The 25,349-nt window shown below is 35.5% G+C and carries 16 protein-coding genes; 5 read left to right on the plus strand and 11 right to left on the minus strand.

All coding sequences use genetic code 11. From position 1 onward, the window contains the following. The first annotated feature begins 315 nt into the window (after window positions 1–315). The 4 genes from L0669_RS03875 to L0669_RS03890 are packed head-to-tail and all read left to right on the plus strand — an operon-like array spanning window position 316 to window position 7,070. Window positions 316–2,988, plus strand: coding sequence for a TonB-dependent receptor (locus L0669_RS03875; protein WP_263761450.1), 2,673 nt, complete (start codon window positions 316–318; stop codon window positions 2,986–2,988). 16 nt (window positions 2,989–3,004) lie between these two features. Then, a complete protein-coding gene (locus L0669_RS03880; RefSeq protein ID WP_263761453.1) occupies window positions 3,005–4,315 on the plus strand; it encodes a DUF4876 domain-containing protein in 1,311 nt (436 codons plus the stop codon). An 11-nt stretch (window positions 4,316–4,326) separates the two neighbouring features. Continuing rightward, window positions 4,327–5,928, plus strand: coding sequence for a DUF6850 family outer membrane beta-barrel protein (locus L0669_RS03885; protein ID WP_263761455.1), 1,602 nt, complete (start codon window positions 4,327–4,329; stop codon window positions 5,926–5,928). A gap of 2 nt (window positions 5,929–5,930) precedes the next feature. After that, window positions 5,931–7,070 (plus strand): cytochrome-c peroxidase, encoded by a 1,140-nt coding sequence (locus tag L0669_RS03890; RefSeq protein WP_263761457.1) that lies wholly within the window; start codon window positions 5,931–5,933, stop codon window positions 7,068–7,070. 228 nt (window positions 7,071–7,298) lie between these two features. Here the strand turns inward: L0669_RS03890 and L0669_RS03895 are convergent, their stop codons facing one another. The 4 genes from L0669_RS03895 to L0669_RS03910 form a co-directional block, all read right to left on the minus strand. After that, window positions 7,299–7,706, minus strand: a complete 408-nt coding sequence (locus tag L0669_RS03895) for a hypothetical protein (protein ID WP_173968618.1) — start codon at window positions 7,704–7,706, stop codon at window positions 7,299–7,301. Between the two features lie 117 nt (window positions 7,707–7,823). Then, window positions 7,824–8,843 carry a phenylalanine--tRNA ligase subunit alpha gene (gene pheS / locus L0669_RS03900; RefSeq protein ID WP_194617281.1) on the minus strand — a complete coding sequence of 340 codons (1,020 nt, stop codon included), beginning with the start codon at window positions 8,841–8,843 and terminating at the stop codon, window positions 7,824–7,826. Between the two features lie 85 nt (window positions 8,844–8,928). Beyond that, window positions 8,929–9,378 carry a hypothetical protein gene (locus tag L0669_RS03905; protein WP_173968614.1) on the minus strand — a complete coding sequence of 150 codons (450 nt, stop codon included), beginning with the start codon at window positions 9,376–9,378 and terminating at the stop codon, window positions 8,929–8,931. A 162-nt stretch (window positions 9,379–9,540) separates the two neighbouring features. Then, the gene (locus L0669_RS03910; protein ID WP_173968613.1) at window positions 9,541–9,897 is read right to left on the minus strand and encodes a hypothetical protein; all 357 of its coding nucleotides are present in this window, start codon (window positions 9,895–9,897) and stop codon (window positions 9,541–9,543) included. Between the two features lie 398 nt (window positions 9,898–10,295). On the opposite strand from L0669_RS03910, the gene L0669_RS03915 reads away from it, so the two are divergent. After that, window positions 10,296–10,844, plus strand: a complete 549-nt coding sequence (locus L0669_RS03915) for a CvpA family protein (RefSeq protein ID WP_263761459.1) — start codon at window positions 10,296–10,298, stop codon at window positions 10,842–10,844. A gap of 201 nt (window positions 10,845–11,045) precedes the next feature. Here L0669_RS03915 and L0669_RS03920 read toward each other — a convergent pair whose 3' ends face one another. From L0669_RS03920 to L0669_RS03950, 7 genes are all read right to left on the minus strand, one after another. Further along, entirely contained in the window at window positions 11,046–13,451 is a 2,406-nt protein-coding gene (locus tag L0669_RS03920) for a glycoside hydrolase family 95 protein (protein WP_263761461.1), read from the minus strand. Between the two features lie 449 nt (window positions 13,452–13,900). Further along, window positions 13,901–15,403, minus strand: coding sequence for a family 43 glycosylhydrolase (locus L0669_RS03925; RefSeq protein WP_263761464.1), 1,503 nt, complete (start codon window positions 15,401–15,403; stop codon window positions 13,901–13,903). A gap of 8 nt (window positions 15,404–15,411) precedes the next feature. Further along, window positions 15,412–17,361 (minus strand): sialate O-acetylesterase, encoded by a 1,950-nt coding sequence (locus tag L0669_RS03930; RefSeq protein ID WP_263761466.1) that lies wholly within the window; start codon window positions 17,359–17,361, stop codon window positions 15,412–15,414. A gap of 106 nt (window positions 17,362–17,467) precedes the next feature. After that, on the minus strand, window positions 17,468–18,979 hold the full coding sequence (locus L0669_RS03935; protein WP_263761467.1) for a glycoside hydrolase family 5 protein: 1,512 nt from the start codon (window positions 18,977–18,979) through the stop codon (window positions 17,468–17,470). A gap of 308 nt (window positions 18,980–19,287) precedes the next feature. Then, a complete protein-coding gene (locus tag L0669_RS03940) occupies window positions 19,288–21,525 on the minus strand; it encodes a glycoside hydrolase family 3 C-terminal domain-containing protein (protein WP_263761469.1) in 2,238 nt (745 codons plus the stop codon). Window positions 21,526–21,570: 45 nt separating this feature from the next. Continuing rightward, window positions 21,571–23,151, minus strand: coding sequence for a GH39 family glycosyl hydrolase (locus tag L0669_RS03945; RefSeq protein WP_263761471.1), 1,581 nt, complete (start codon window positions 23,149–23,151; stop codon window positions 21,571–21,573). Between the two features lie 172 nt (window positions 23,152–23,323). Then, the gene (locus L0669_RS03950) at window positions 23,324–25,330 is read right to left on the minus strand and encodes a glycoside hydrolase family 97 protein (RefSeq protein ID WP_263761473.1); all 2,007 of its coding nucleotides are present in this window, start codon (window positions 25,328–25,330) and stop codon (window positions 23,324–23,326) included. Between the last annotated feature and the right edge of the window lie 19 nt (window positions 25,331–25,349).

The following is a 25,349-nucleotide window of genomic DNA, read 5'->3' on the forward strand; positions in this document are numbered from 1 at the left end:
CTTTTTTTATATCCAATTCTTAAAAATGTTAAGTCGAAGCAAAAAAAACAAACGAATTAACAAGAAATGTTCTGCTTCAGAATACATCAAACGTACATCTTGTTAAAAAAAAGTAAATGCTCTACTCTTACAAAATGGTCAAAACAACCCTTTACTGATTATCAACAACATAGAGCAAGTTTTTAAAAACTTAAAGCCTACCTTTTTCTCACAAATTGGTGTACTCACAATTTCAAACCCCCTTATTTTTCATTGGTTCACAAAGAATTATTGATACATTTGCGCTATTATTTTTATTGATTCTAATTAAAAACAATGCGTTCTATTATATTTCTTCTTTTAATTTCGAGTTCTGTTTTTTCTCAAAGAGTAATTACAGGTAAGATTATAGACAAAGAAACTTCAGCCACTTTATCAGGCGTTTTTATACGAGATACAAAATCTGATAACTGGAGTATTTCAGATAAAAACGGAGCCTTTCAAATTACCATTCCTTATCTTGAAGATATAGTACTAAACTTTTCTCTATTGGGAAAAATGGAGTCTAATATTGCTTTAAAAAACAACGAAAATTTCATTACTGCTTTTTTAGAAGATAACACACTTCGCCTTAAAGAAGTTGTGGTTACCGCCAATAAAGAGAGAAAATATTCTGAACTTACTTTAGGGACAAATGCAATTAATAATGTACAGGCTTTTTCGTTAGATGATGTTTTGAAGCAGCTTCCGGGACAAACTACCACGGATTTTAATTTAAATGAATTCAAGAATATAGTTTTTCGCACCGCCTCAAAATTGTCAGCTTCTAATGCAAATAAGGCTTTTGGAACTTCATTTGTAATGAATGACATTCCTATTTCTAACAACGAGAACATGCAGGCCTTAAATCCAAATTCAGGTCTTGCAGATGATTTTGGTATAAAAGGAAACACTTTTACGAATGCAAATAGAGGAGTTGATTTAAGAGAAATATCTACTAATAATATTGAAGAAATAAAAGTGATCCAAGGAATTCCTTCTGCAAAGTATGGTGATTTAACTTCGGGGCTTGTTTTAATAACAACAAAGGTAGGAAATAGTCCTTACCGGGTTTCTGCCTCGATCAGAGATGCTACATCCGAACTTAATTTGACAAAAGGAGTAAAATTCAATTTAAATAATTCGATGAATTTTGGAATTAATTATCTCGATTCTAAAGCTGATCCGAGAGACAATATCCTGAATTATGAAAGAATAAACGGAAACATATCCTGGCAATATAAAAATAATGATGCTACTATAAAAAACACGGTAAATACTTCATTTCGAATGAATCTTGATAACTCTAAAAGTGATCCGGATGATATCAGCGCTCAAGTCATAAAAAACGAGAAAAAAGGTTTTTCTATTTCAAATAATTTAATGTGGAAACCCAAAAACTTATGGGTTGACGGAATTAATGTAAATGCAAGTCTTAGCTATGACCGACAATTTTCCAGAAGAGATAAATGGATGAATACTTCACCTTCGGCTGCAACTGATACTCAAGAAGAAGGGATACATGAGGCCATTATTGTTCCATCACAATATACTAGTGTAAGTACAGTAGAAGGTATTCCTATTTCAACATTTTTCACTCTTGAAACTACAAAAACACTAACAAATAAATCGAATTGGATTCACAGTCTGGTTCTTGGAGTTTCGCACAGAACAAGCGTAAACAGAGGTGAAGGACGAAAAAATGCTACCGAGGAAATGTTAAATTTTTATACTCTTTCGAGAGAAGGAAACAGCACAATTGGTTTTAGAGACTATAGCTTTACTAACTCAAAAACAGAATATCAAATTTCTACTTATTTCGAAGACAGAATATTTAAAAAATTTAAAGACGAACGAATATTAAATCTTGATTTAGGAGTACGATTTGATAATCAAATGGGAAATATTTCATTACAGCCCCGTATAAATTCATCTTATACACTTAATGAAACATTTAGATTACGAGTAGGATTGGGCCTTTCATCAAAAGCTCCGTCTTTAAACCAACTATACACCGGAGATCGTTATATCGATAAATTAATTGGTAGTGGTATTTATACTTATCCGGGTGTTTATCAAAAAGCCTGGATTCAAACTATCATAACTCCCGGAGACAATTTAAACCTAAAGCCAAGTAAAGCATATCGAACAGAAGCGGGATTAGATATAAAATTACCTTTTGCCTCCGTTAATTTAACCGGATATTATAATAAGCTTTATAATGGTTTTTCGGGTCAAAAAGTTCCTTTATATAGAGTAATTCCAAAAGCCGAAATCATTGTAACCGGTACAGAAATTCCAAACTACAACATTGTTGGCACTGAAAAATTTTACTACATGAATAACAGTCTGACAAATGACCGTAGTTCAGAAGATACTGGTATAGAAACTACCATAAATTTCAAAAAAATTAAATCTCTTAATTTGGATGTAAGCATGAATGCTTCATACACGCATACAAAAGATTTTTCAGATGTTAAAGAATACGAATCTTCTGCAAGTCTTACTTCTGCTGAAAGATACGGAGTTTACAATCCCCAAGATGGTATAATGGATAGCTTCACAACTAGCTTTAATTTTAATTATCATATACCTGCTGTTGGATTACTTATTTCCTTGAGAACGGAACATATTTTATTACAGAATACTAAAACCCAAACTAGTAATTATCCTAATGGATATTTAGACTCAGAACTTGTTTATCACGAAATTCCTGTTGAAGACAGGACTAATATTCAAAAATATGGGCATTTAATCAAAGTAAGAAACGAAACTCAATCTAAGATACCAAACATACTTCATAACCTTCATTTAAGAGTTTCCAAAGATTTTTTAAATGGTTTCAGTGCTTCATTATATGCAACTAACTTTTTAAATCTTAAACCCTATTATTATGATGATTATGACAATAAAATTTTATCAAAAATTGCCACTATTTCATTTGGAACAAGCCTAAACTATGAATTTTAAACTAAATATATATACCATGAAAAAAACTCTTCTTATTACTATAACATTTCTTTTAGGATTACTAATACAATCCTGCAGCAATAACGATGAAAATGAAGCTTTAAAACCAGTAAACTTTAGTGTTTCTATTAAATACGATGAAACATTCAATAACATTATAACAAAAAAATCTGATGTAACTATTGTAAATAGCGAAACAGGAAACAAATACACTGTACAATCAGACGACAACGGAACGGCACAATTCAACCAAATTTTACCCGGTAACTATTCTGTTTCAGCGACAAAAGTAATGCAATCGGCAGAATTCACAGAAACCTTTGGTTATACGCCATCGGAGACTGAAATTAACTTTAATGCTTCTCAAAGTAATATAACAGTAAACACAGAAACTACTCCTGTAACTTTAATAATGAAAACCTCAAAAGTAGGCGACTTTGTACTTAAACAAATTTACTACGGTGGATCTGACACAAAAAAGGGAGCTACTTTTAGAGATCAATTTATAGAAATTTATAATAACTCTAATACCGTTCAATATGCAGATGGTTTGTACATGGCTCAACTTACAGGATCTACAACAACGACGGTAGCGGCTCATTCTTTGGCTAATGGGCAGTTTGACTGGAGCAAAGCAGAAGGAATGACGGAAGGTAATAGTGCAAATACTAATTATGTTTACGGAATTAATATTATAAAAATCCCTGGAAATGGCACTCAATATCCTGTACAACCGGGTAAAAGTATTGTTATTGCTCAAAATGCAATTAACCATAAATCTAACTACATTGACAATAACGGAAAAGCCGTAAGTATTTTAAATCCTGAATTGACTGTAGATTTAAGCAACGCAGATTTTGAATCATTCTTAGGTACTTTTTCAGGTGATTTATATCAATATGACATTCAAAATCCAGCTGTTCCGGATGTAGAGATTGCCTACTGGGGAAACAGTAATAATGATATGATATTAGATGCTAATGGAAGACAGGCTTATGCTATTTTTAAAATGACCGATGCAGAATTTGCAGCGCTGAAAAAATATAAAAATCCTAAAGGAGACAAAAATTTATTTCTTCAAATTCCCAACTCGGTTCTTATTGATGGTGTTGATACTACAAAGGATTTAGGATCAGGATTAATTCCTAAAAAGTTACCAGCACAAATTGATGGAGGAAATACTTATTTGCCTTCTGGAAACTATTCTTCAAAATCAGTAATAAGAAGGACAAAAACTACGATTGCAGGAAGAATCATATTACAGGATACTAATAATTCAACTAATGACTTTGTTGAAATAACCGCAAACCCTAGAGGATTCAACTAAAATTTTCATTAATGAAAATCGAAAATATCAAAATTTACAATACTATGAGTAATGCCCGGAAATACTGGGCGTTACTTCTTTTTTCTATTTTTCCCATATCTTCTTTACAAGCACAAGACAGTATAATTGTAACCAATCATATTATTGATTCGCAGATTAAAAATCAAATTTTTAAATATCCTGTTAATTACACCAAACAGTATATTAAAGATTTTACGTTTACTGAAGTCTCATACGAATATCAAAAAAATGAATTTGCCCGAAAACAAATTGCAAATGAAATAAACACCTATCAGTTTTTAGCTCAAGGTTATTATACAACAACTTCGAAATGGAAATTATTTGGGAATTTATCTCTAAAAAAAATAGATGAAAAGGATTTAGGATGGGTACTTTCTGATGATCGTTCAGAAGAACAGGAAGTTATTATGCCTCATTATTTTTTTGTTCCGAGAAAAGCAAACTGGACCAACCAGCAATATGTAGTCAACGGAGGTCTTTCTAAACAGCTCACGCGTAAAATATCTTTTGCCTCAAAGCTAGGTTATGAAGTAGCAAAATACAGTCGAAATTTAGATCCGAGACCGCAAATTATTTCGAGAAAAATTGGCGGTGAAATACAACTGGGATACGACCTAAAAGAAAATCATAAAATTTTTGCTTTGGCCAATTATACGCGCTCAGACAAAGATTTTTCATATCGATATAAAGATGATCATTCTAATGTTGAAGTAAAACCTGAAACTTATCTACGATTCAATACAGGTTATGGCAGAATTATCAATTATTTCAAATCTAATTATTACAATAGTACACGATTCCTTTACAAGGAGAATCAAAACAAAATTGGTTTCGGTTATAACTTTAGCAATAAGAACACTCGTTTCACTGCTTTATATTACAACCAAAAAGCAAATAATAATTTTTACTCCGATGTTTTTGACAATGAAGATAATCTAAGGCTAAAAATTGAAACTACCACTAATCACGCCGAATTATTTGCATTGCATCAATGGGGCAAAAAAGAGTTAAAATCAACTTTTAAATACGACATGAGCGATGGTAAAAATTTTGATGTAAAAAATAATGGCTATAACTACAAGAACAAATTAAATGCAATTAGCTGGTTAACTTCACTTTCAAAAAAAACAGGTTCATATATAGATTATTTACTTGGATTTGATGTGCTTTACCAACAAAACGAATATCATGATGTCATGGCAACCACTGATCTCGAAATTAACTCGCTAAATACAGGCATATTCGCAAGCCGTGATTTTGCATTTGATAAAAGCAAGCTAAATACAACAGTAAGCTTTAATATGTATTTTCCATTGCCGTCATCTAAACTAGATTATTATGATACTTCTGGCGGTACTAATAGCACTTTTTTCAACGACGTTATCATTCACGATTATGTAGTGAGTACAACTAATTATTTTGCTCCGGCAATACGACTAGAATACAGCTATCCGGTAAAAAACAACAAAACAGTAGTTTTCTTTACCAATTTTAAAGAAAAACTAGCACTAAAAAAACAAAATGACTACAACGCCATTATCAATACGAATACTACTTATTGGATTCAGTGTGGTGTACAATTAAATTACTAAAAATGAAAACAAAGTTTATTGCCATTGGGGTAATGGTACTATCACTTATTATCGTTTCTTATACTAAGATTAATCCAACGCTTTCTATTGCTCAATTAAAGAGATTGTACAGCAGCGGAGATTATCAAAAATGGCCAAAACCAGAGGTAGATTCACTTGTTTATGCACAGGGTTTTGAAGATATTGGAACTTTAGGGCAACCTGAATTTCCTGAAGACAACAAATACACCGAAGAGAAAGCAGCATTGGGTAAGATTCTATTCTTTGATCCTAGATTATCAAAATCAGGGCAAATTTCTTGTGCCAATTGCCATGATCCGGAATTAAACTGGGGCGATGCCAGAAGGGTTTCTTACGGAGAAGGAAGATTACAAGGAATTAGAAATTCTCCGAGTTTAATGAATATCGCTTATGCAAAAGTTTTCTTCTGGGACGGAAGAGCGGCAACGCTCGAAGATCAGGCAAGCTTTCCTATAAAAGATACTAAAGAAATGAACTTTCATATTGATCTTGCTACAAAAAGGCTGAATAAAATAAAAGGTTACAGAACTCACTTTCAAAAAGCTTTTGGAAAAGAAAAACTCACTCAGACCGAAATTCTAAAAGCCATTGCCACTTTCGAAAGGACTTTAATAAGCCCGAAAAGCCGCTTCGACAAATTTGTGGCGGGTGATTCAACTCAACTGAGCAATAAAGAAGTCGAAGGTTTGCATTTATTCCGTACCAAAGCACGTTGCATTAATTGTCATAATACGGCCAATTTCTCTGATAATAAATTTCATAATATTGGTCTAACCTATTACGGAAGAGAATATGAGGATTTAGGAAGATATAATGTGACTGGAAAAAAAGAAAATGTAGGCGAATTTAAAACGCAATCTTTAAGAGGAGTTGCTCAAAATGCGCCTTATATGCACAATGGTTTATTCCCGAATTTACGCGGCGTTCTAAACATGTACAATGCAGGAATGCCTCAACCTAAAAGAAAGGAAAGCCAAGCGAACGACACATTATTCCCGACAACTTCCAGATTGATTCAAAAACTAAAACTAAATCAATCAGAGGTTGATGCTTTAGAAGCTTTTATTAGCAGTTTGTCTACGGGCGCTTATAAAATGAGACCGCCTGAGTTACCGCAATAGTGGTCAGTTTTCAGTTTCAATGTGAGTACTTGAAAAATAAAAAAAGAGTCCGGAAAATTATTTTCCGGACTCTTTTTATTTATAAATTATTCTAACTTTATAAGCTTGATAAAATTGAGACTGAGACTGAGACTGAGACTGAGACTGAGACTGAGACTGAGACTGAGACTGAGACTGAGACTGAGACTGAGACTGAGACTGAGACTGAGACTGAGACTAAAAACTAGCCTACTTCACCATCACTCCTTCTACAAACAAAATAGGCACTTCTTCAGTATCGTTTTCGTTGATTAGGTTTGATTTGAAAGTGAATTTCTTGTCGTACAATTTATTATCGATGAAGAAAGTTACCATGAATTCGTTGTTTAAAACCAGTAAACTTTTTTCGACCATTTCGATTTTTACAACCGAAACTGCCGGAACTTCGACAAAGGCATGGCGTAAAACTGATGTTTTTTTCATTTCGCCATCGATAGTTCCAAATGCTTTTGAGACTACCATAACGCTGTCCAGATCAAAGTCGCTGTCGTTTACAAGATAAGCGTACCATACTTTTTCCATAAAATCATCGCTCCATTCCTGAACAGCGGCAATGAATACGTTTTCTACTTCCGGGATTGTTATATCTGCTTTCATTTTTATTAAATTTTAAAAACCTTTATCAAAGCCTGAAGCTTCAACAAAGGTTTATTGTATTAATGAGAATTGTATCTTTCAAAAATTAATCTAGAATCTACAATCTAATTTCTAAAATTAAATATTTGCTTTGAATTGCTCTAAGAAACGAACGTCGTTTTCGTAAAACATACGAATATCGCCAATTTGGTATAAAAGCATTGCAATACGCTCTACTCCCATTCCGAAAGCAAAACCATTGAATTCGTCCGGATTGATGTCGCAATTTTTAAGAACGTTTGGATCTACCATTCCGCAACCTCCAATTTCTAACCAACCTGTTCCTTTTGTGATACGGTAATCGGTTTCGGTTTTTAAACCCCAATAGATATCAATTTCGGCACTTGGTTCTGTAAACGGAAAGTATGACGGACGTAAACGAATCTTAGATTTTCCGAACATTTCTTTGGTGAAATAAAGCAGGGTTTGTTTTAAATCGGCAAAAGAAACGTCTTTGTCAATGTATAATCCTTCCACTTGGTGGAAAATACAGTGAGAACGAGATGAAATCGCTTCGTTACGGAAAACACGTCCCGGAGAAATAGTACGAATTGGCGGTTTGTGATTTTCCATGTAACGCACCTGAACAGATGATGTATGCGTACGCAACAACACATCAGGATTGGTCTGAATGAAAAATGTATCCTGCATATCACGCGCCGGATGGTATTCTGGCAAGTTCAAAGCAGTAAAATTATGCCAATCGTCTTCGATTTCCGGACCTTCGGAAACGTTGAAACCAATGTTGGCAAAAATATCTATAATTTGATTTTTAACGATCGAAATAGGGTGACGAGAACCAATAATTACCGGTTCTGCAGCACGTGTTAAATCGCCAAACATTCCTTTTACCTCCTGTTTGCTTTCTAGTTCTTCCTGAATAACGCGAACTTTTTCTTCAGCTACAGCTTTTAAAGTATTGATAACTTGTCCGAAATCTTTTTTCTGATCGTTTGGAATATTTTTGAACTCTGAAAAAAGTTCTTTCAACAACCCTTTACTACCTAAATATTTAATACGGAACTGCTCTAACGATTCTTTATTTTTATCATTAAAGGCTTTCGCTTCCTCTATATGTTGTTTTATCTTGTCTATCATCGATCTTACTTTGAAGGTGCAAATTTAAGGATTTTGTTCTAAGTAGATGTCTAAAATTCAAAGTTTCCTTTTCAAATTCGAGAATCTATTTTATGAGACTAATTTTATGTTCTATTTGTTTCACTTTTTCAAGCCAAAAACTGATTCCTTCCTGGTTGGTAATAATTTCTTTTCGGTGTTTTGATGCTATATTACTCAATTGAGCCCAGTTTTTATTCCATTCTTTATCTCGCTCGGTATTGTTCGTTGGTTCTGTTCTGGAACGCCAAAACTCCATATTTTTAAAGTATTTTTGTTTTAAATCTTCAAAATATTCGATTAGCTTTTCTTTAGAATTAGGAATATAACCCGGACCGCTGCAACCACAGGAATGAAATGCAATACCAACTGAATATAGACTTTTGATATGTTCCCATTTTTTGAGATCGTCTTTTTTTGGCGATTCAAAATCGAGTCCCATACTCGCCATCAATTCGCCGCATTCCGGACATTTGGCTTCCTGAACTGATTTTTCGCCTCTTTGTATGTCGTTCATCAATCTTCTTTTAAATGTCTTTCGGCAATTAAAACAAGCATAATGTGGTTTGTAGGCAACCATTGCGTATCTGCACATTTTTTTTCTGGTTTTCAGTCGCAGTTTTCAGTCACAGTCGCAGTTTGGCACTGAAAACTGCGACTGTGACTGTAAACTAAAAAACTATTCAATAAGTTCTCTTTCTAAAAAATAATTTACAATGGCTTCTTTCATTAAAACCGATTGTTCTCCGGCTTTTAGGGACGGTAATTCTTCTTTTACTTTGTAGTGTGGCCATCCTTCGGCATCAAAAAAGTCGAATTCATAAAAACCGTATGGTTCTAATAATCGGCAAATGGCGATGTGCATCAGGTTTAATTTTTCGTCTTTTTTGAATTCGCGGTGTACTTTTCCGAGTTCCTGAACTCCAATTAGGTAAATTATGGCATCTAAATCTAAGTCTTCGCCTTGCGAAAATTGATTAGATAGTATATCGACGAGCTTTTCCCATCGCTCTTTTAGTTGTGTATCTCTGGACATTTTTATTTGTGGATTTTAGATTTTAGATTTCAGATTGAAGAACGATTTAAAGATTATTTAAACTTAATTTCTACTATCACAGCTCTAAAATTATTATTGCAAAGATAGGAACTTCAAATCCAAAGACCTAAAATTAAAGATTTCTCATACATTATTAAATAAATCACCCACTGATTAAGCGGGTTGAACGGATTATCACTTATTTTTTTTCTCTACTGTTAACCCTTCCTGATCTTTACTTAAAAGCCTTAGTCTAAATCTGCCCACTAATTTTACTTTGTGTCAACCTGCTAAAATCCGTATAATGCGTGGGCTAAAAAACCTTTGAACCTTTGCAACTCTGAATCTTTGAACCTAAAAAAAGACCTATATTTGCGCCTCAATAAAACACAAAAAATATGAGTTTTTTAGACATGCTTTTTGGAGCACTCTTAGCTTTTAGTTTATACAAAGGAATTAAAAACGGGCTTTTTGTAGAGATCGCTTCTTTTATTTCTTTATTGTTGGGAATTTATATTGCGATTAAATTCTCTTCGTTTATGAAGGAACTGATCATGAAACACGTTTCATGGAATCCGAACACGATACAGGTTACGGCTTTTATCCTGACTTTTATTCTGGTGGTTATTGGTGTTTATTTCCTGGCCAAAATCCTGACGGGAATTGCTGATTTTGCTTTTCTGGGATGGGCCAACAAACTGGGCGGAGGTTTTTTCAGAGTTTTAAAAACGATCCTGATTCTGAGTATTTTTATTGCGCTTTTTGAGAAAATAAATTTCAACGAAACGTTTGCCAAAAAAGAAACGCTCGATAAATCTATTTTTTATAATCCTGTAAAAAAAGTAGCTGCTTTTGTTTATCCTTCTATCGAAAAATGGTACGAAGAATTTAAAGATAATCATGCTCAAGATTCTGAAGCAAAACAGGAAACGATTAAAGAAGAATAAGTCCCAAAAGGGAGAAAATATTTTGTTTTGCGAGGATTTTATATGTCGCTCCGCTGGAGCTTTATATTGTAAATGTTGATGCTATAAATATTTCGCTTCTACGAAGCTTTTCCTTAAAAACAAAACGATTATTTATAATAAGCAAACCCGACAGGTTTTAAAAACCTGTCGGGTTTGACGAAGATTGCGTTTATAATTATTCTACCACTTTACTTCTAGATTCTCTCCTTTTTTCAGAACAATTTCTTGCTTTTTATTTCCGTTTATTAGAGTTGTTTTCCCTCCTGTTTTCGAAGAAATTATCAATTTCTTTATAAGCTTGTTTTCCCAATTCATTTCGATTTCAAATCCGCCACGGGCGCAAATTCCTTTTACTGATCCGGTTTCCCAGGCGTCTGGTAAGGCAGGAAGTAATCTGATTTCGTTTTCGTTTGACTGAACCAGCATTTCGGCAACGGCTGCGGCTCCTCCAAAATTTCCGTCTATTTGAAACGGCGGATGTGCATCGAATAGATTCGGATAAGTTCCTCCTCCTCTTCTTGGTTTATCGGTTTTCTTTCCGTCCGGATCTACATATCTTAGTAATTCGCGAAACATTTTATAAGCGCGGTTTCCATCCCAAAGTCTTGCCCAAAGATTGATTCTCCAGCCTTTTGACCAGCCTGTTGTTTCATCTCCTTTTATTTCTAAAGTCTTTTTTGATGCTGCCGCAAGATCTGGCGTTTTTTCGGGTGTGATATGATCTCCCGGAAAAAGTCCGAATAATTGCGATTGATGACGGTGTTTGGGATCTTTATCTTCCCAATCGAAATACCATTCTTGCAGATTTCCTTTTTTACCAATTTGATAGGGATGCAATTTTGCAAGTGCATTTTCTAATTTTGATCTAAAAGCAGCATCGGTATTTAGAACTTTAGATGCTTTTATCGTTTTATCAAAACATTCTCTAATCATGGCCAAATCTGCTGTTCCACCAGACATTGTGGCTCCAACAAAACCATCAGGCGTTAGATATTGGTTTTCTGGCGAAGTGGATGGCGATGTTATGAGATTTCCGTTTTTATCGATGACCATCCATCCTAAAAGAAATTCGGCTGCGCCTTTCATTAACGGATATCCTTCTGTTTTTAGATAGGTTTTGTCTTGTGTAAAAGTATAATGTTCCCAAATGTGTGTACTTAACCAGGCGCCGGCAAGTGGCCAACAGGCCCACATTGGATCTTCTTTACCAAATTGCCCCACCGGATTGGTCATGGCCCAAATATCTGAATTGTGTGCTGCGGCCCAACCCTGATTTACGCCATAAAAAGTTTTTGCCGTTACTTTTCCGGTTACCGAAAGATTTTTGATGAAACTCAAAAGCGGCAAATGCATTTCGGATAAATTGGTGTTTTCGGCCAGCCAGTAATTTTCTTCCAGGTTGATGTTCATGGTATAATTACTGCTCCATGGCGGATTTAAATGCGGATTCCAGATTCCTTGTAAATTGGCCGGAACTCCAGGTGTTCTGGAACTGCTTATTAATAAATAACGTCCGTAATTGAAATATAGAATTTCTAAGTTTTTATCTTCTTTTCCGTCGGCGTAGCGTAATAAGCGTTCGTTTGTTGGCAAGTCGGGAGCGGTTGTTTTACTTAAATCTAATGTTACTCTACTGTAATATTTTTGGTAATCAGCAATGTGGGCTTCTTTTAGTTTATCGAATGATTTTGCAAATGATTTGTTCAGGTTTTGCAATGCAATCGATACATCATCTACACCTTCTGTTGCGGGATTTTTGTCGAAACCGTTAAAACTTGTAGCGACAGATACATAAATATAAGCTTCGGTTGCATCTTTTAAACTTAGGGCATCTCTGGAACTTGTAATTTTTCCGTCAGTTTTTTTAATTTGGATTAAAGTAGTAAATCTTGTTCCTCTTTCTTTTACTTGCAGATATTTTGGTAAAACGGTATATCCTATATTTTCATGAATGGGTGCCGAACCTGTCATTACCAATATATTGCTTCTTACTTCGACATTAGATTTTAGTAAGCTCTTTAGATTGATGTCAAAATTTAAACCTCCTTTTATACTACTTGTCAATTTAATAACCATGATTTGGTCTGGGGCAGAAACAAAATATTCACGGGTAAATTTTATTCCGTTCATCTCATAACTGACTTTTGATACGGCGTTCGAAATATCGAGTTCTCGATAGTAATTAACGGCTTTTCCTTTTTCGGAATTATTGATTTCTAATGTTCCAAGCGGGGCAAATGATTCGGAGTTTTTTCCCTGAACTTTTTTATTGAGTTCTTCGGCTAGTTTGTAGTTTTCATTTTTGAGTGCTTCGCGAATTGCGGGAATATTTTTGTAAGCATCAGGACTCATATTGGCGTTTACAGGTTCGCCTGACCAGAGCGTGGCGTCGTTTAGATAAATTTTATCTGAATTTGCTCCGCCAAAAACGGTTGCGCCGAGTTTTCCGTTTCCTAAAACTAAACTTTCTTCAAAGAATTCTGCGGGTTGATTGTACCATAAAACATGACTGGATTGTGCAGACATCTTGGTGCAGAAAGTGGCGAATAGTAAAATGAAAAGTGTGTTTTTGAGATTTGAATTCATTTTTTTGATGCGTTTTAATGTTACCGTTCAGATGTTCCTACGGAACATTATTACAGGTGTTTATTATCTTATCATCAACGGATTTCATCCGTTGTTACCAACCAATTGTTCCTGACGGAACAACTTTGGGATATTCGTTTACGATGAATTATTTCTGATGAAACATTTAACCGTATTTTATCTATAACAGGTTTTTCAAGCTATTATATATTCTAATTTTTTAATCGCTTTGACAAAGATAACTAACCCCTTTTGAAAACCTATTAGGATACGTAACCACAATTTGTGCGCGTGAGGGATAGGAGCTGGCTACCGAAGTAGCGTGGATAGCCCGACCGTATTTGCGAAAGGCGCACATAAGCGATTTGTTAGATAGCGCCTTTTGTAAATACGGTCACGCCCTAATGATCACAGCCACTATTTTGATTCTAAATATAATTATTTAGATCTTAATTTGTCGCTTTATAAACAAAATTTCTAAACGTAACCTGACCTTCGCCAACTGCTGAAAGCCCTAAACGAAGACTCATGAAACCGCTTAATACATTGTGGTTAAACGAGGTTACTTCTGCCGAGTTTTCGATCTTGATCCATGTTTTGCCATCGATGCTGTAAAACATATTTACAAGTTGTTCTTTCTTTTCTAAACGAAGCCATAAATGAGTTTTATTGACACCTTTTTGGGTTGGAAATTGCCATGATCGCAATATGGCTAAAACATTTTCTTTGTCGGCAGCAATTCCGGTGTAGAGTTTAGTGTCGTAAAACAGAATCAATCCTGCGGTGGCGTTGCCTTCTATTTCTACTTCGACTTGTGCAATGTAAGAGTGATCAGAAGGTGTACACAAAAGCGGAGAGCTTTCGCCAATGCTTTTTCCTTTTGCTTTTATCTGAATTCCGTTTTGGGTGAGTTTAAATCGTTCAGCGTCATAATGATCGAAAAATTGCCATTGTGGCTGAAGTTCAGTTCCTGAAAAAGTATCTGAAAGTACGAAATTACTTTTTACAGTTTTTCCTGCCGGACTTTTTATGGGTTCTTCGGTTTTTATGTTTTCCGGACTTTTGAACCAGCCATCGTTTGTCCATTCTACAGGTTGTAAGAGTGTTTGACGCCCCATATTATAATAGCCATTTTCGTAACCGTGAAAAACCATCCACCATTTTCCGCTAACATCGTCGATTAATGTGGCGTGTCCTTTTGACCACCATTTTTCTGAACTATCGTTTGTTCTTAGAATTGGATTGTATGGCGAGTTTTCCCACGGTCCTAAAGGCGATTTTGATCTTGCCGAAATGACCATATGGCTCGTTGCCGGACCGGCTGTTCCGCCTTCGGCAACGGTTAGGTAATAATAATTTCCGTGTTTTAGCACTTTTGGTCCTTCCATACAAAAACATTCTATCGACCATTCTGAAGGAATTTTCCAACCGTCGTAAACATGTTTGCCTGCTCCGGAAACTGTGAGTCCGTCTTTGGACAATGGTACATAATCGCCATTGCTAAAGTATAAATAGCGATTTCCTTTTTCGTCTGTAAAATGTCCGGGATCGATATTACCAATTTTTAAATCGATTGGATCGCTCCAGGGTCCGTTGATATTATCTGCTGAAACGACATAATTGGTTTCGTTTGCAGGGAAATAGATGTAAAATTTGTTGTTATATTTCACCAAATCTGGTGCCCAAACTGAACCTACGCTTTTTTTAAGGGCATGTGTTACGGGTTTCCAATTGACTAAATCTTTTGAGGTCCAGATTAATAATCCGGGATAATAATTGAATGAAGAATGTAGGATGTAGTAATCTTCGCCATCTCTTATTATGGACGGATCCGGATAATCTCCTGAAAATATTGGATTTTGATAAGTATCAGTTTCAACTTTGCTGTTTTGCTGCTGCGCATTGATTACCAGCGAAATGAAACTTACAAATAATAAAATTAACTTTTTCATAATTAAGATTATTTGCTGACTTTATATACCTCATTTGCCGTAATCATTTCCCAATTATCGGTTCTGAAAGGCGATGCCGGAAATTTTTCTTTATTGAAAAGATTGATTTCTGTATCGTCGTCTGCCCAACCGTAATGCACGGCTACGGGATTTTTTACGTTTTCGGATGAAACAATGACTTTGTTATTTTTTATTATCGCTTTCGCGGAATGAAAAACTTTGTCGGCTCCGGCGATTTCGAATCCTTTTAGGTTTTGCGAATTGTCTGATGCTGTCAGGCCGCTTCCTATATTGTCGAAAGTTAGAATAATTTCGTTTCCTTTTACTTCCTGAGTTTTATAAGTTGGTCCGCTGTACACTTGTTTTTTGCCGTAAACGTTGTTGAGAGCAATTGCCGCCAAACGCAAACCTACGTCTTGTTTGTTTGTTGGGTGAATGTCTTTTGCGTTACCAATATCGGTCGTTACTGCCATTCCGGTGTTTTTGAGCTTTAATGTTTCTGATTGTGCTTCGCGGAGTTCTGCCCAACGGCTTCCTACTTTACTATTGCCTTTGAATTCGTCAAAAGTGGATAACTGAACGAAATAGAAAGGGAAATCGCCTTGATTCCATTTGGTTCGCCAGTCGGTAATCATTAACGGAAATGCTGTTTTGTACTGTTTTGCTCTCCAGACATTGGCTTCGCCCTGATACCATAAAACGCCCTGAAACGCATACGGAATTAACGGATTGACCATTGCATTGAATAATAATGAGGGATAACTGTTTGGTGAAACGGCAATTTTTACCTGAACGACATTGAATTTCCAAAGTCCTTCAAGTGGTACACTATTGTTTTTGAATTGAATTTTAAGATCAGCGGGATCGCCGTAGATTCCGCCACCGCCTGAATAATCTGCGATGCGAACAGCAATTACGTTTTTGCCTTCTTTTAAAGTTCCGGCAGGGATTGTATAAACTCGTAGTGTTTCCCAGATTTTGTTGGTTCCTACCTGAATGCCATTCACGTAAGTGATATCTTCGTCGTCTACTTTAGCCAAATGCAAAATGGCTTCGCTTTTGGCTTGTTCGGCGGTTAAGGTAATTGTTTTACGCATCCAGACTACGCCATCGATATTGCCTATTTGTTGGTTTTCCCAAAGGGAAGGAACTTTTATTTCGGGCCAGTTTTTATCATCAAAATTAAAGTCTTTGAATTGGTTTTCGTTTTCCATTGAAACGTCAAAACCCTGAACTTTTTTTACATTATCAAGTAGTGTTTTTTTATACACTTCGAAAACAGCGTCCATGTCTACTTGAGGAACATCGGCAATCATGGCTTTGAAATCATTGCTTTTTTCGAAAGCTTCGCGGCTTGTCCAGGTTTCTACATTGGTCCCGCCCCAGGAAGTATTGATGATTCCGATTGGGATTTTTAATTCGGCGTATAATTTTTTAGCAAAGAAGAATCCTGCTGCTGTAAAATCACGAATGTTGTCTTTGTTGGCAACAGCCCATTTCCCTGCTTTGAGATCATCTTTTGGTGTTCCGCTTAGATCTTGCGCGACTCCAAAATGACGAATCATAGGATAATCAGCATCGGCCATTTCTTTTTCGGCATTCATGGTTTTGTACATCTGAAATTCCATGTTCGATTGTCCGCTGCAAATCCATACTTCGCCTACCAAAACATCTTTTATGATGATTTTATTTTTTCCTGTAATGGATAACTCAAAAGGTCCTCCGGCTTTTTCGGCAGAAAGTTTTACCATCCATTTTCCGTTTTTATCAGCCTGAACGGTTTTGGTTTGTTTGTTAAAATGAACTTCCACTTTTTCGTTTGGTTCTGCCCAACCCCAAACCGGGATTTCTTTATTGCGCTGCAAAACCATTCCATCAGAAAACAACAAAGGCATTCTGACATTGGCATTTGCCATTATACTGAATAGTAAAAAAAGCAAAAGGATGTTTTTCTTCATTGTGTTTATTGTTTTTTAAACCATATAAGTGATATAAGATAATTTAAGTTTTGCTCATAGCTTGCGCTTACATTTTCTTATATCACTTATATGATGAATTTATTATTTATTGCATTCCTTCGATCAATGCATTTAATGCTTGTGTGTCGAAAACTGTATTATTAGATCTATTTATGATTCCGAAACTATTGTCTCCCAGACTTCCTTCATCCCAATAAAATGGTAATAAACCATTTGCTTTTGCTGTTTTTACTACCGTTTTTAAGTAATACGCTCTTGAGTTGAGATGTAATGTTAATGCATCTCCGGTTAGACTTGTGCGACGAATGGCGCCAAACTCTCCTAGCAAAACCGGAATTCCTTTGTCTACAAACTGGGTTTTCATTAGTTTAAAGGTTTTATCTAAATCGGCTTCTTCTCCATAACTTGCATTTCGGTCCAATTCTGTAGTAGAATGATAGTTTGCTCCCCAATAATAAAACATTTTACCCCAGGATTCGTCTTTGGTTAGTCCGGCGAAATTCCACGGAGAATAATAATGAACTTCTACCATCATACGGCTTGTCGCTGTATCTGTTGGCAATGTAGTCATTAATTTATTTGTTTTTTCGATATCTGTTGTAGGTCCCTGAACTACTAATGTTCTGTAGGCATTTTTACCTCCGGTAGAACGTACAGCATCAATGAAGGTTTGGTGATAGGATGTTAACACTGCCATTTGGGCTGCGTCTTCGACTGCTGGTTCATTGGCACTTGCAAAAAGTAAATGCTCGTCGAAACCGCGTAAGTGTGTGGCAATTTGTTCCCAAAATGCTTTTTGTTTGGCGTTGTTTTCTACTTTTTTGGCTTCGGTAATGTTGTTTTCTAACCAGCCGCCATCCCAGTGGATATTAACAACTACATACATATTATTGTCTACACAATATTGCACGACTTCTTTTACCCGGTTTAACCATTCGGCTTTGATTTTGGCTGTAGCCGAATTTTCTAAATACTGGTTCCACGAACAAGGAATTCTTATGGCATTGAATCCATTGGCTTTTACAGCATCGATCAAGGCTTTTGTTACTTTTGGATTTCCCCAGGCGGTTTCTCCGTTAGTAGCTTCGAGCGTATTACCAATATTCCATCCTAATTTAATTTTTGCTGCCAGTTGTACGGCTGTGCTTCCCATTCCTGATGCATCGGCAGCAATTGGATTCGTATTGTAACTTGGATATAAACCTGTCACAATATTTCCTGCTGCCTGCGAAACGGCAATTTGTACCGATGTTGCCTGAGACGAACTTATAGTAACAATTGCGGTTCTTGCAGTTGTGGTGGTATTGGCTAAAGCGGTAATTTTTACGGTGATGGTTCCGGCGGTTCCGCCAACCTGATTCAATTGTATCCAACTAGTATCTGATCCTGAAATCTTCCATGAAGCTACGTCTGTTGTAATTTTTATGTCGACTGCATTTCCTGTATTTAGAAAATCAATTTTATTGGTATCAACCGTAATTGTTTTATTGGTTGCATTAGGATCTGCTGCATCTTTATCTGAACTGCAGGCCCAGATAGTCAAAACCGACAAGCACAACATGGCACTAAACAGGTAACTTTTAATGGAATTTTTCATTTGGTTTGGTTTAATAGTTAGTTTTAAGTTTTATTCAGGCAATTTCATTTTTATGTATTAAAATAGACGTTGGGGTAAATGGAATAAAAATTTAATTGGCACCCATAGAAACATAGCTTTTATAATTTTGGAAAAAAGGAAATCAAAAAGAAACTCGTTTCTCACACATAGCTATGTTTGTTAATGCAAGTGAAACGCCTTTTTGAGTTCAATAAATTCTATGTGTCTATGTGTTAAAAAATAATTACACCCTACAGATTAAAACAATGCTCTTTAATAAAAATTAAAGAGCATTGATGTTTCGAGTTTTATTTGATTGTTACAACAACTTCTTTCTTGATATCTCTTGAGGAGTTTCCTAGCTTCAAAGTATATTTCCCAGGTTCAACTATCCATTTTTTAGCGGCTACATCATAATAAGCCAATTCTTTTACCGGAACTTTAATAGTTACTGTATTTGAACTTCCTGATTTTACCAATGTTTTCTGGAAACCTTTTAATTCCTGTGCAGCACGTGTTATTTTCGAATCTGATTTAGATGAATACAACTGAATCACTTCTTTACCGTCTACTTTTCCTGTGTTTTTTACATCTACAGAAACTGTGATCGTTTCGTTTTGTGCGTATGAAGTTTTGTCTGTTTTTGCATTATCGAAAGCAAAAGTGGTATACGATAATCCGAATCCGAAAGGATATAATGGGGCGATATTTTTAGTATCAAACCAACGGTATCCTACCAAAATTCCTTCGGCATAGTTTACTGTTTTTCCTCCAGGGAAACTGTTTGTGGCGTGCGCCGGAGAATCCATAATGTTTTTAGGCATTGTCCATGGTAATTTTCCTGACGGATTTACTTTTCCTAAAATTACATCGGCCAAGGCATTTCCTCCTTCTGATCCATTAAACCATGTCCAGACTAAAGCTGAAGTTTTTTTGCTTACGGCATCAATATCAAAAGGTGCCCCGGCAACCATTACTACAATTGTTTTTGGGTTAACGGCTAATACTTTCTGAATTAATTCTTCTTGTCCAAATGGTAATTTTAGGTTTCTACGATCAGAAGCTTCTGTTTCGTAATCACGGTTTGAACCTGCAAAAATAATAGCAACATCTGATTTTTTAGCGGTTTCGATCGCTTCCTGTAATTTAGCAGGATCTAACTGATCGATTGTTACGGGACCATTTGAGGTGATGTTTCCTAAATTTCCTTTGTTCTTTTCGTCGTAACGTTCTACATATCCTTCGGCATAATTAATTTTGATCGATGATGGCAATCTGTTTTTCAAACCATCTAGCGGCGTAACTTCTCTTTTGGTTTTTACTCCGGCTCCAAATCCGCCAAGCGCATTTTTTTTCGTAGCGTTGTTACCAATTACAGCAATAGATTTTACTCCGTCTAGTTTTAGAGGCAATGCATTGTTGTCATTTTTTAATAAAACAATTGCTTCTGCAGCAATTTTATAGGCGTCCTGATAATGTGCTTCGGTTGCGATACTTCCTTTTACACGCTCTTTTCCGCCCATTGCTTTTACCTGAAATAAAGTACGCAGGATTCTTTTTACATGAACATCAATTTCTGCTTCTGAAATTTCTTTGTTTTTAGCAGCAGCAATTAATTTATCGGCAAGAAAAAATTCATTGAATGGTTTTGGTGTTCCCATTTCAATATCTAATCCGTTTTTTAATGATTTTACTGTAGAATGTACGGCAGCCCAATCTGACACTACAACGCCTTTAAATCCCCATTCGTCACGAAGAATTTTATTCAGCATATAATCGTTTTCACATAAATATTCTCCTCTAAATTTATTGTAAGCGCCCATAACACTATAGGCATGCGCTTCTTTTATCGAAGCTTCAAATGCTGGTAAATATATTTCACGAAGTGTACGTTCGTCAATTTGTACATCTACAAAATCGCGATTGGTTTCCTGATTGTTTGCGGCAAAGTGCTTTACACAAGCCATAACATCGTTATCCTGTAAACCAACAATTAACGGCACTGCAATTTTTTTGTTCAAAAACGGATCTTCAGACATATATTCATAAGTTCTTCCTCCCAATGGTGTCCTTACGATATTTATGGCTGGCGAAAGCAACATATCTTTGTCTCTGGCGCGCAATTCCTGTCCTACACTATTTCCAAATGTATAGGCCATTTCTGCATTCCATGTTGCAGCTAGTCCTCCTCCGGCTGGATAATAGGTTGCAAAATCATCTTTTAATCCTGCAGGAGCCCAATTGTCGCGTGATATTTCTTCACGAACTCCCAGAGGTCCGTCGGCCATTTTAAGTTCCGGAATTCCTAAACGTTTTACACCGCCAGAAGTAAACATGCTGTTACCATGCAACATTCCGATTTTTTCTTCAAGCGTCATTTGAGCAACCAGTTTGTCGATTTCTGCATCGTATTCTGATCCTATTTCTTTTCCTTTGTATTCTTCTGTTTGTGCCGAATCAGAACCTGCTGTTTTTACATCATTTTTACAAGAGGCAAATGCCAAAAATGCAAATGCGGCTGAAAGGCATATCATTTTGTTTTTCATGCTTAATAGATTTATTTTTAGTTTTTAGATAGTCGTTTTAAATAATTATTGTCTCACCAAATTCAACAAGAAAACATCATTCTCATTGATTTTTATATCCTTCTTAAGTGTTCCTGTAGCATCAATTCTCACTTTTTCTGATGCAATCAAAGCGCCGTCATTTTTTCTCTTAATAGTTTCAACTTGTTGTTTGGTAAGCTGCGACGGTTTTCCCATTGCTAAATAATCCGCGTAAGCGTCATTTGTTTTATAACCTACTTTATAGATTTCTAAAGTATAATTCCCTTTTTGCAAACCATCGACTTCTATTTTTATACTTCCTTTAGTTTTTGAAGGTAAATCTTTTATATAATAAGTCTGATTGTTCATAGAATCTCCAGGATGCGTATTCGTAAAATCCCAGAACAATAACTGAACATCTCCTTTTGAATTTTTAGTCACCCATGAAGAGGTGTCTTTGTTTTGAAGTTCAGTTTCACCTAATTTATTTAAAAAGGAATACGAGAAATAGGCTGGCTTTTTGATTCCTTGTGTATTCAATAATCCAAATCCTCCGTGAAAAGGGGTAAATCTTGGTCCTGCTTCTTCAAAAATATCGGTAAAAACCCAATATGACATTGAGTTTGCGGCATTGCCAATTTGTTTTAGTTTTTGCAAAATATAAGCAGCCGAATGGTAACTGTCATGAACAGGATCTGCCGGAGTATAGGATGAACTCCATTCTGTATAATGTAATTCTAATTTTGGCTTAGCCGAATTTAAAATTTGTTGGCGTGAATTTATAACATCTCCGCTAATACTCGATTCGTCTTTATTTAAAACAGTTCCTGTAGTTCCAAATTCATCCAGAAATCCTTGTTTTACTCCGTAAGTATGTGTTGAAATAAAATCTAAAGGAACATTGTTTTTAACACAAAATTCTATTGTTTCAGGAACCCACGCTGCTCCCGCGGTTGCTGGCCCACCAACTTTGTAAGCAGAATTTACGCTTTTGATTCCGCGAGCCGCATATTCATATAGTTTGAAATATTCTGCCTGAGTTCCTGTCCAGAAACCTGGTGTTAAATTAGGCTCGTTCCAAACTTCAAAATACCATGTTTGTACTTCTTCGTCTCCATAACGTTCTTTAAAATGCTGGGTTAAATTTCGAATTAAATCTTCCCATTTTTTATAATCTTTTGGAGGAGTTACATTTCCTTTCCACCAGAAAATAGTTTCTTTTCCGCTCGCCAAAGCCGAAGGCATAAAACCCAACTCAACAAAAGGTTTCATTTTTATACTCAATATAAAATCATACAAAGCATCAATATATTGGTAATTGTATTCCGGATTTCCTTTTGAGTCTTCGCGATAAACGGCCATATCATCAGACAATAAACCATGCATTCTGATGTATTTAAAATCGCATTCTTTTTTGGTCATTGCCAATTGTTGTTGCCAATTGGCACGTAATCCTTCATTTGCTCTTCCGGCACCGATACATTCTTTGAACATGGTGTTCAGTTTTCCTGCTTCTTTATTGTAATCGATTTTTATGATTCGGTTTTCAACATTACTGTTTTGTCCAAACAAATTAATATTGATTAGATTAACGAAAATCAGGAATGTTAGTAAGAATCTTTTCATATTAAATTCATTTGAGTTGAATTACATTGGGTTAGACGGACTGCTGTGCGTCTCTACGATTCAGCATGTGCGTATACTTGTTAGGTATATATAAATAAATTTTTAAATTAAATAGTAACGTTATTAAACCCGACAGATTTTAAAAACCTTTCGGGTTTGAAATGTCTATAGCTTATAGTTTTTTAAATCTAATCGCTGTTCCTCCTGCACCGCCTAAATGCAATTTCATTGAATCTGAAGCTTTTACCGTTTTCTTAGAAATTGCTACGGCTTCAGGATTGTGTTTTTGATCTGTTCCTGCGGCATCAGCATAAATTTGTGCTTCGTAACTGGCATTTTTATCTAAAAACGATAATGAAATTTCAAGCTCTCTTGGGTTTTCATTTGTAATACTTCCTAAAAACCAATCGGCGCTGTTTCTGTCTTTACGAACTGTTGTAATGTATTGACCAATTTCTCCGTTCAATACTTTTGTGTCTTCCCAGTCTGTTGGTACATCTTTCAAGAATTGTAATGCTGGTTTTCCTTCGTAATTTTCAGGAAGATCTGCCAACATTTGAATTGGAGAATAGGTTGTAACATAAATCGCCAATTGCTGCCCCACTGTTCCCTGAATTCTTTTTCCGGGATATCCTTGTTTTACCTCAACATCAAAAATTCCAGGTGTAAAATCCATCGGTCCTGAAAGTAATCTTGTAAACGGAATTATGCTTAAATGATTTGGCGGATTTCCTTCGCTCCACGCATTATATTCTTGTCCGCGGGCTGCTTCTCTCGAAACCATGTTGGGGAAAGTTCTGCGTTCTCCGGTATCTTTTATCGACTCGTGGTATAAAACGGCTAAATCGTATTGTGCGGCTTTTTCTAAAATGTATCTGAAATAATTCACTCCAAATTGTCCGAAGTGCATTTCTTTCATGTTTAATTTAGAACCTACGTGACCAATTTTTACGGTGTGAATTCCAAGTTTTTTGTACAAAGCAAAACCTTCATCAACTTGTTTTAAGTAATTAATAAGGTTTGAACCTGTCTCGTGATAGCCAATTAATTCGATATCTTTTTTCTTTGCATATTCTACTACTTTTTCTAAGTCGAAATTGTCTGCATTCTTAGTAAAACTAAACATGTGCATACGGTTTTCATACCAGCCTGGTGTCCAGCCTTTATTCCATCCTTCGATCAATAAATGATGAAATCCTTCTTTTGCCGTAAAATCTATATATTCTTCGGCGTGTTTTGTGGTAGCACCTTGTTTGTCACTTTCCCAAAAAGTATATTTCCCGATATGCATTCCCCACCAAATTCCAAGATATTTGTATGGTTTGAAATAACTGTCTGTATTTTTTAATTTATTAGGTTCGTTCAGATTTAGTATTAAATAGGATGTAATTAAATCTGTTGGTTTTTCGCCAATTTGAATGGTTCTCCACGAAGAAGTGAAGGTATCTTTTACACGAACTTTTACGCCATCTGACCAAGGCACAAGATCTGTTTTTAATTGTGTTCCTACATTGTTTACCAAGGTTGTACTCGCATAATCAATAAGGTTTGCTTCGTGAAAACTTAATGCTAATCCGCTTTTACTTTCTATTGTTAAGGGCGTTAAAACGGTATCGAGTTTACTAACCGGAGCTTTTTCAAATAAATATTCGTCACGGTTTTCTCGGTTGGCCGGAATCCACCATGCTTTTCCATCTTCTTTCAGGTTAAAAGTTGTTTTTTCATCCATAATGAAAATACTGTCTTTTACATTTTGTTTTGGATATACATATCTAAAAGCCACTCCGTCATCGAAAGCACGAAACTGAATTTCTAATTTACGTTTGTTTCCTGTTTTTTGCTGTAATTCTACAGAAAGCTGATTGTAATGGTTTCTAATGTTTTTCTTTTCTCCCCAAACTTGTTCCCAGGTTTCATCGAAGGTTGATTTTTTTACATTTTTAATTTCGAAATTAGAACTGAAATCTTCATTTCCTTTTAATAAAAATCCTAAATCTGATGGTGTAATGACTTCGGTTTTTCCGTGTGAAACGGCGTACTTTGGAGCATTTTTTACTAACTCAAATTTAATTTTGTTTTGTCCGTTTGGTGATGCCAGTTCGTAAGCATTTTTGCTTTTCTGACTGTATCCAATCGAAACTGAAAGTAATAAGGCGGGAAGAATGAGGTAATTTTTCATGATATTTTTCTTAATTCAT

Source organism: Flavobacterium bizetiae, from assembly GCF_024271895.1.
GTDB lineage: Bacteria > Bacteroidota > Bacteroidia > Flavobacteriales > Flavobacteriaceae > Flavobacterium > Flavobacterium bizetiae.

Coding starts and splice junctions, on each gene's coding strand:
- L0669_RS03945 (WP_263761471.1), bottom strand. CDS start 23,151: ATGAAAAGATTCTTACTAACATTCCTGATTTTCGTTAATCTAATCAAT.
- L0669_RS03880 (WP_263761453.1), top strand. CDS start 3,005: ATGAAAAAAACTCTTCTTATTACTATAACATTTCTTTTAGGATTACTA.
- L0669_RS03940 (WP_263761469.1), bottom strand. CDS start 21,525: ATGAAAAACAAAATGATATGCCTTTCAGCCGCATTTGCATTTTTGGCA.
- L0669_RS03905 (WP_173968614.1), bottom strand. CDS start 9,378: ATGAACGACATACAAAGAGGCGAAAAATCAGTTCAGGAAGCCAAATGT.
- pheS (WP_194617281.1), bottom strand. CDS start 8,843: ATGATAGACAAGATAAAACAACATATAGAGGAAGCGAAAGCCTTTAAT.
- L0669_RS03930 (WP_263761466.1), bottom strand. CDS start 17,361: ATGAAGAAAAACATCCTTTTGCTTTTTTTACTATTCAGTATAATGGCA.
- L0669_RS03935 (WP_263761467.1), bottom strand. CDS start 18,979: ATGAAAAATTCCATTAAAAGTTACCTGTTTAGTGCCATGTTGTGCTTG.
- L0669_RS03895 (WP_173968618.1), bottom strand. CDS start 7,706: ATGAAAGCAGATATAACAATCCCGGAAGTAGAAAACGTATTCATTGCC.
- L0669_RS03875 (WP_263761450.1), top strand. CDS start 316: ATGCGTTCTATTATATTTCTTCTTTTAATTTCGAGTTCTGTTTTTTCT.
- L0669_RS03890 (WP_263761457.1), top strand. CDS start 5,931: ATGAAAACAAAGTTTATTGCCATTGGGGTAATGGTACTATCACTTATT.
- L0669_RS03910 (WP_173968613.1), bottom strand. CDS start 9,897: ATGTCCAGAGATACACAACTAAAAGAGCGATGGGAAAAGCTCGTCGAT.
- L0669_RS03885 (WP_263761455.1), top strand. CDS start 4,327: ATGAAAATCGAAAATATCAAAATTTACAATACTATGAGTAATGCCCGG.
- L0669_RS03920 (WP_263761461.1), bottom strand. CDS start 13,451: ATGAATTCAAATCTCAAAAACACACTTTTCATTTTACTATTCGCCACT.
- L0669_RS03950 (WP_263761473.1), bottom strand. CDS start 25,330: ATGAAAAATTACCTCATTCTTCCCGCCTTATTACTTTCAGTTTCGATT.
- L0669_RS03915 (WP_263761459.1), top strand. CDS start 10,296: ATGAGTTTTTTAGACATGCTTTTTGGAGCACTCTTAGCTTTTAGTTTA.
- L0669_RS03925 (WP_263761464.1), bottom strand. CDS start 15,403: ATGAAAAAGTTAATTTTATTATTTGTAAGTTTCATTTCGCTGGTAATC.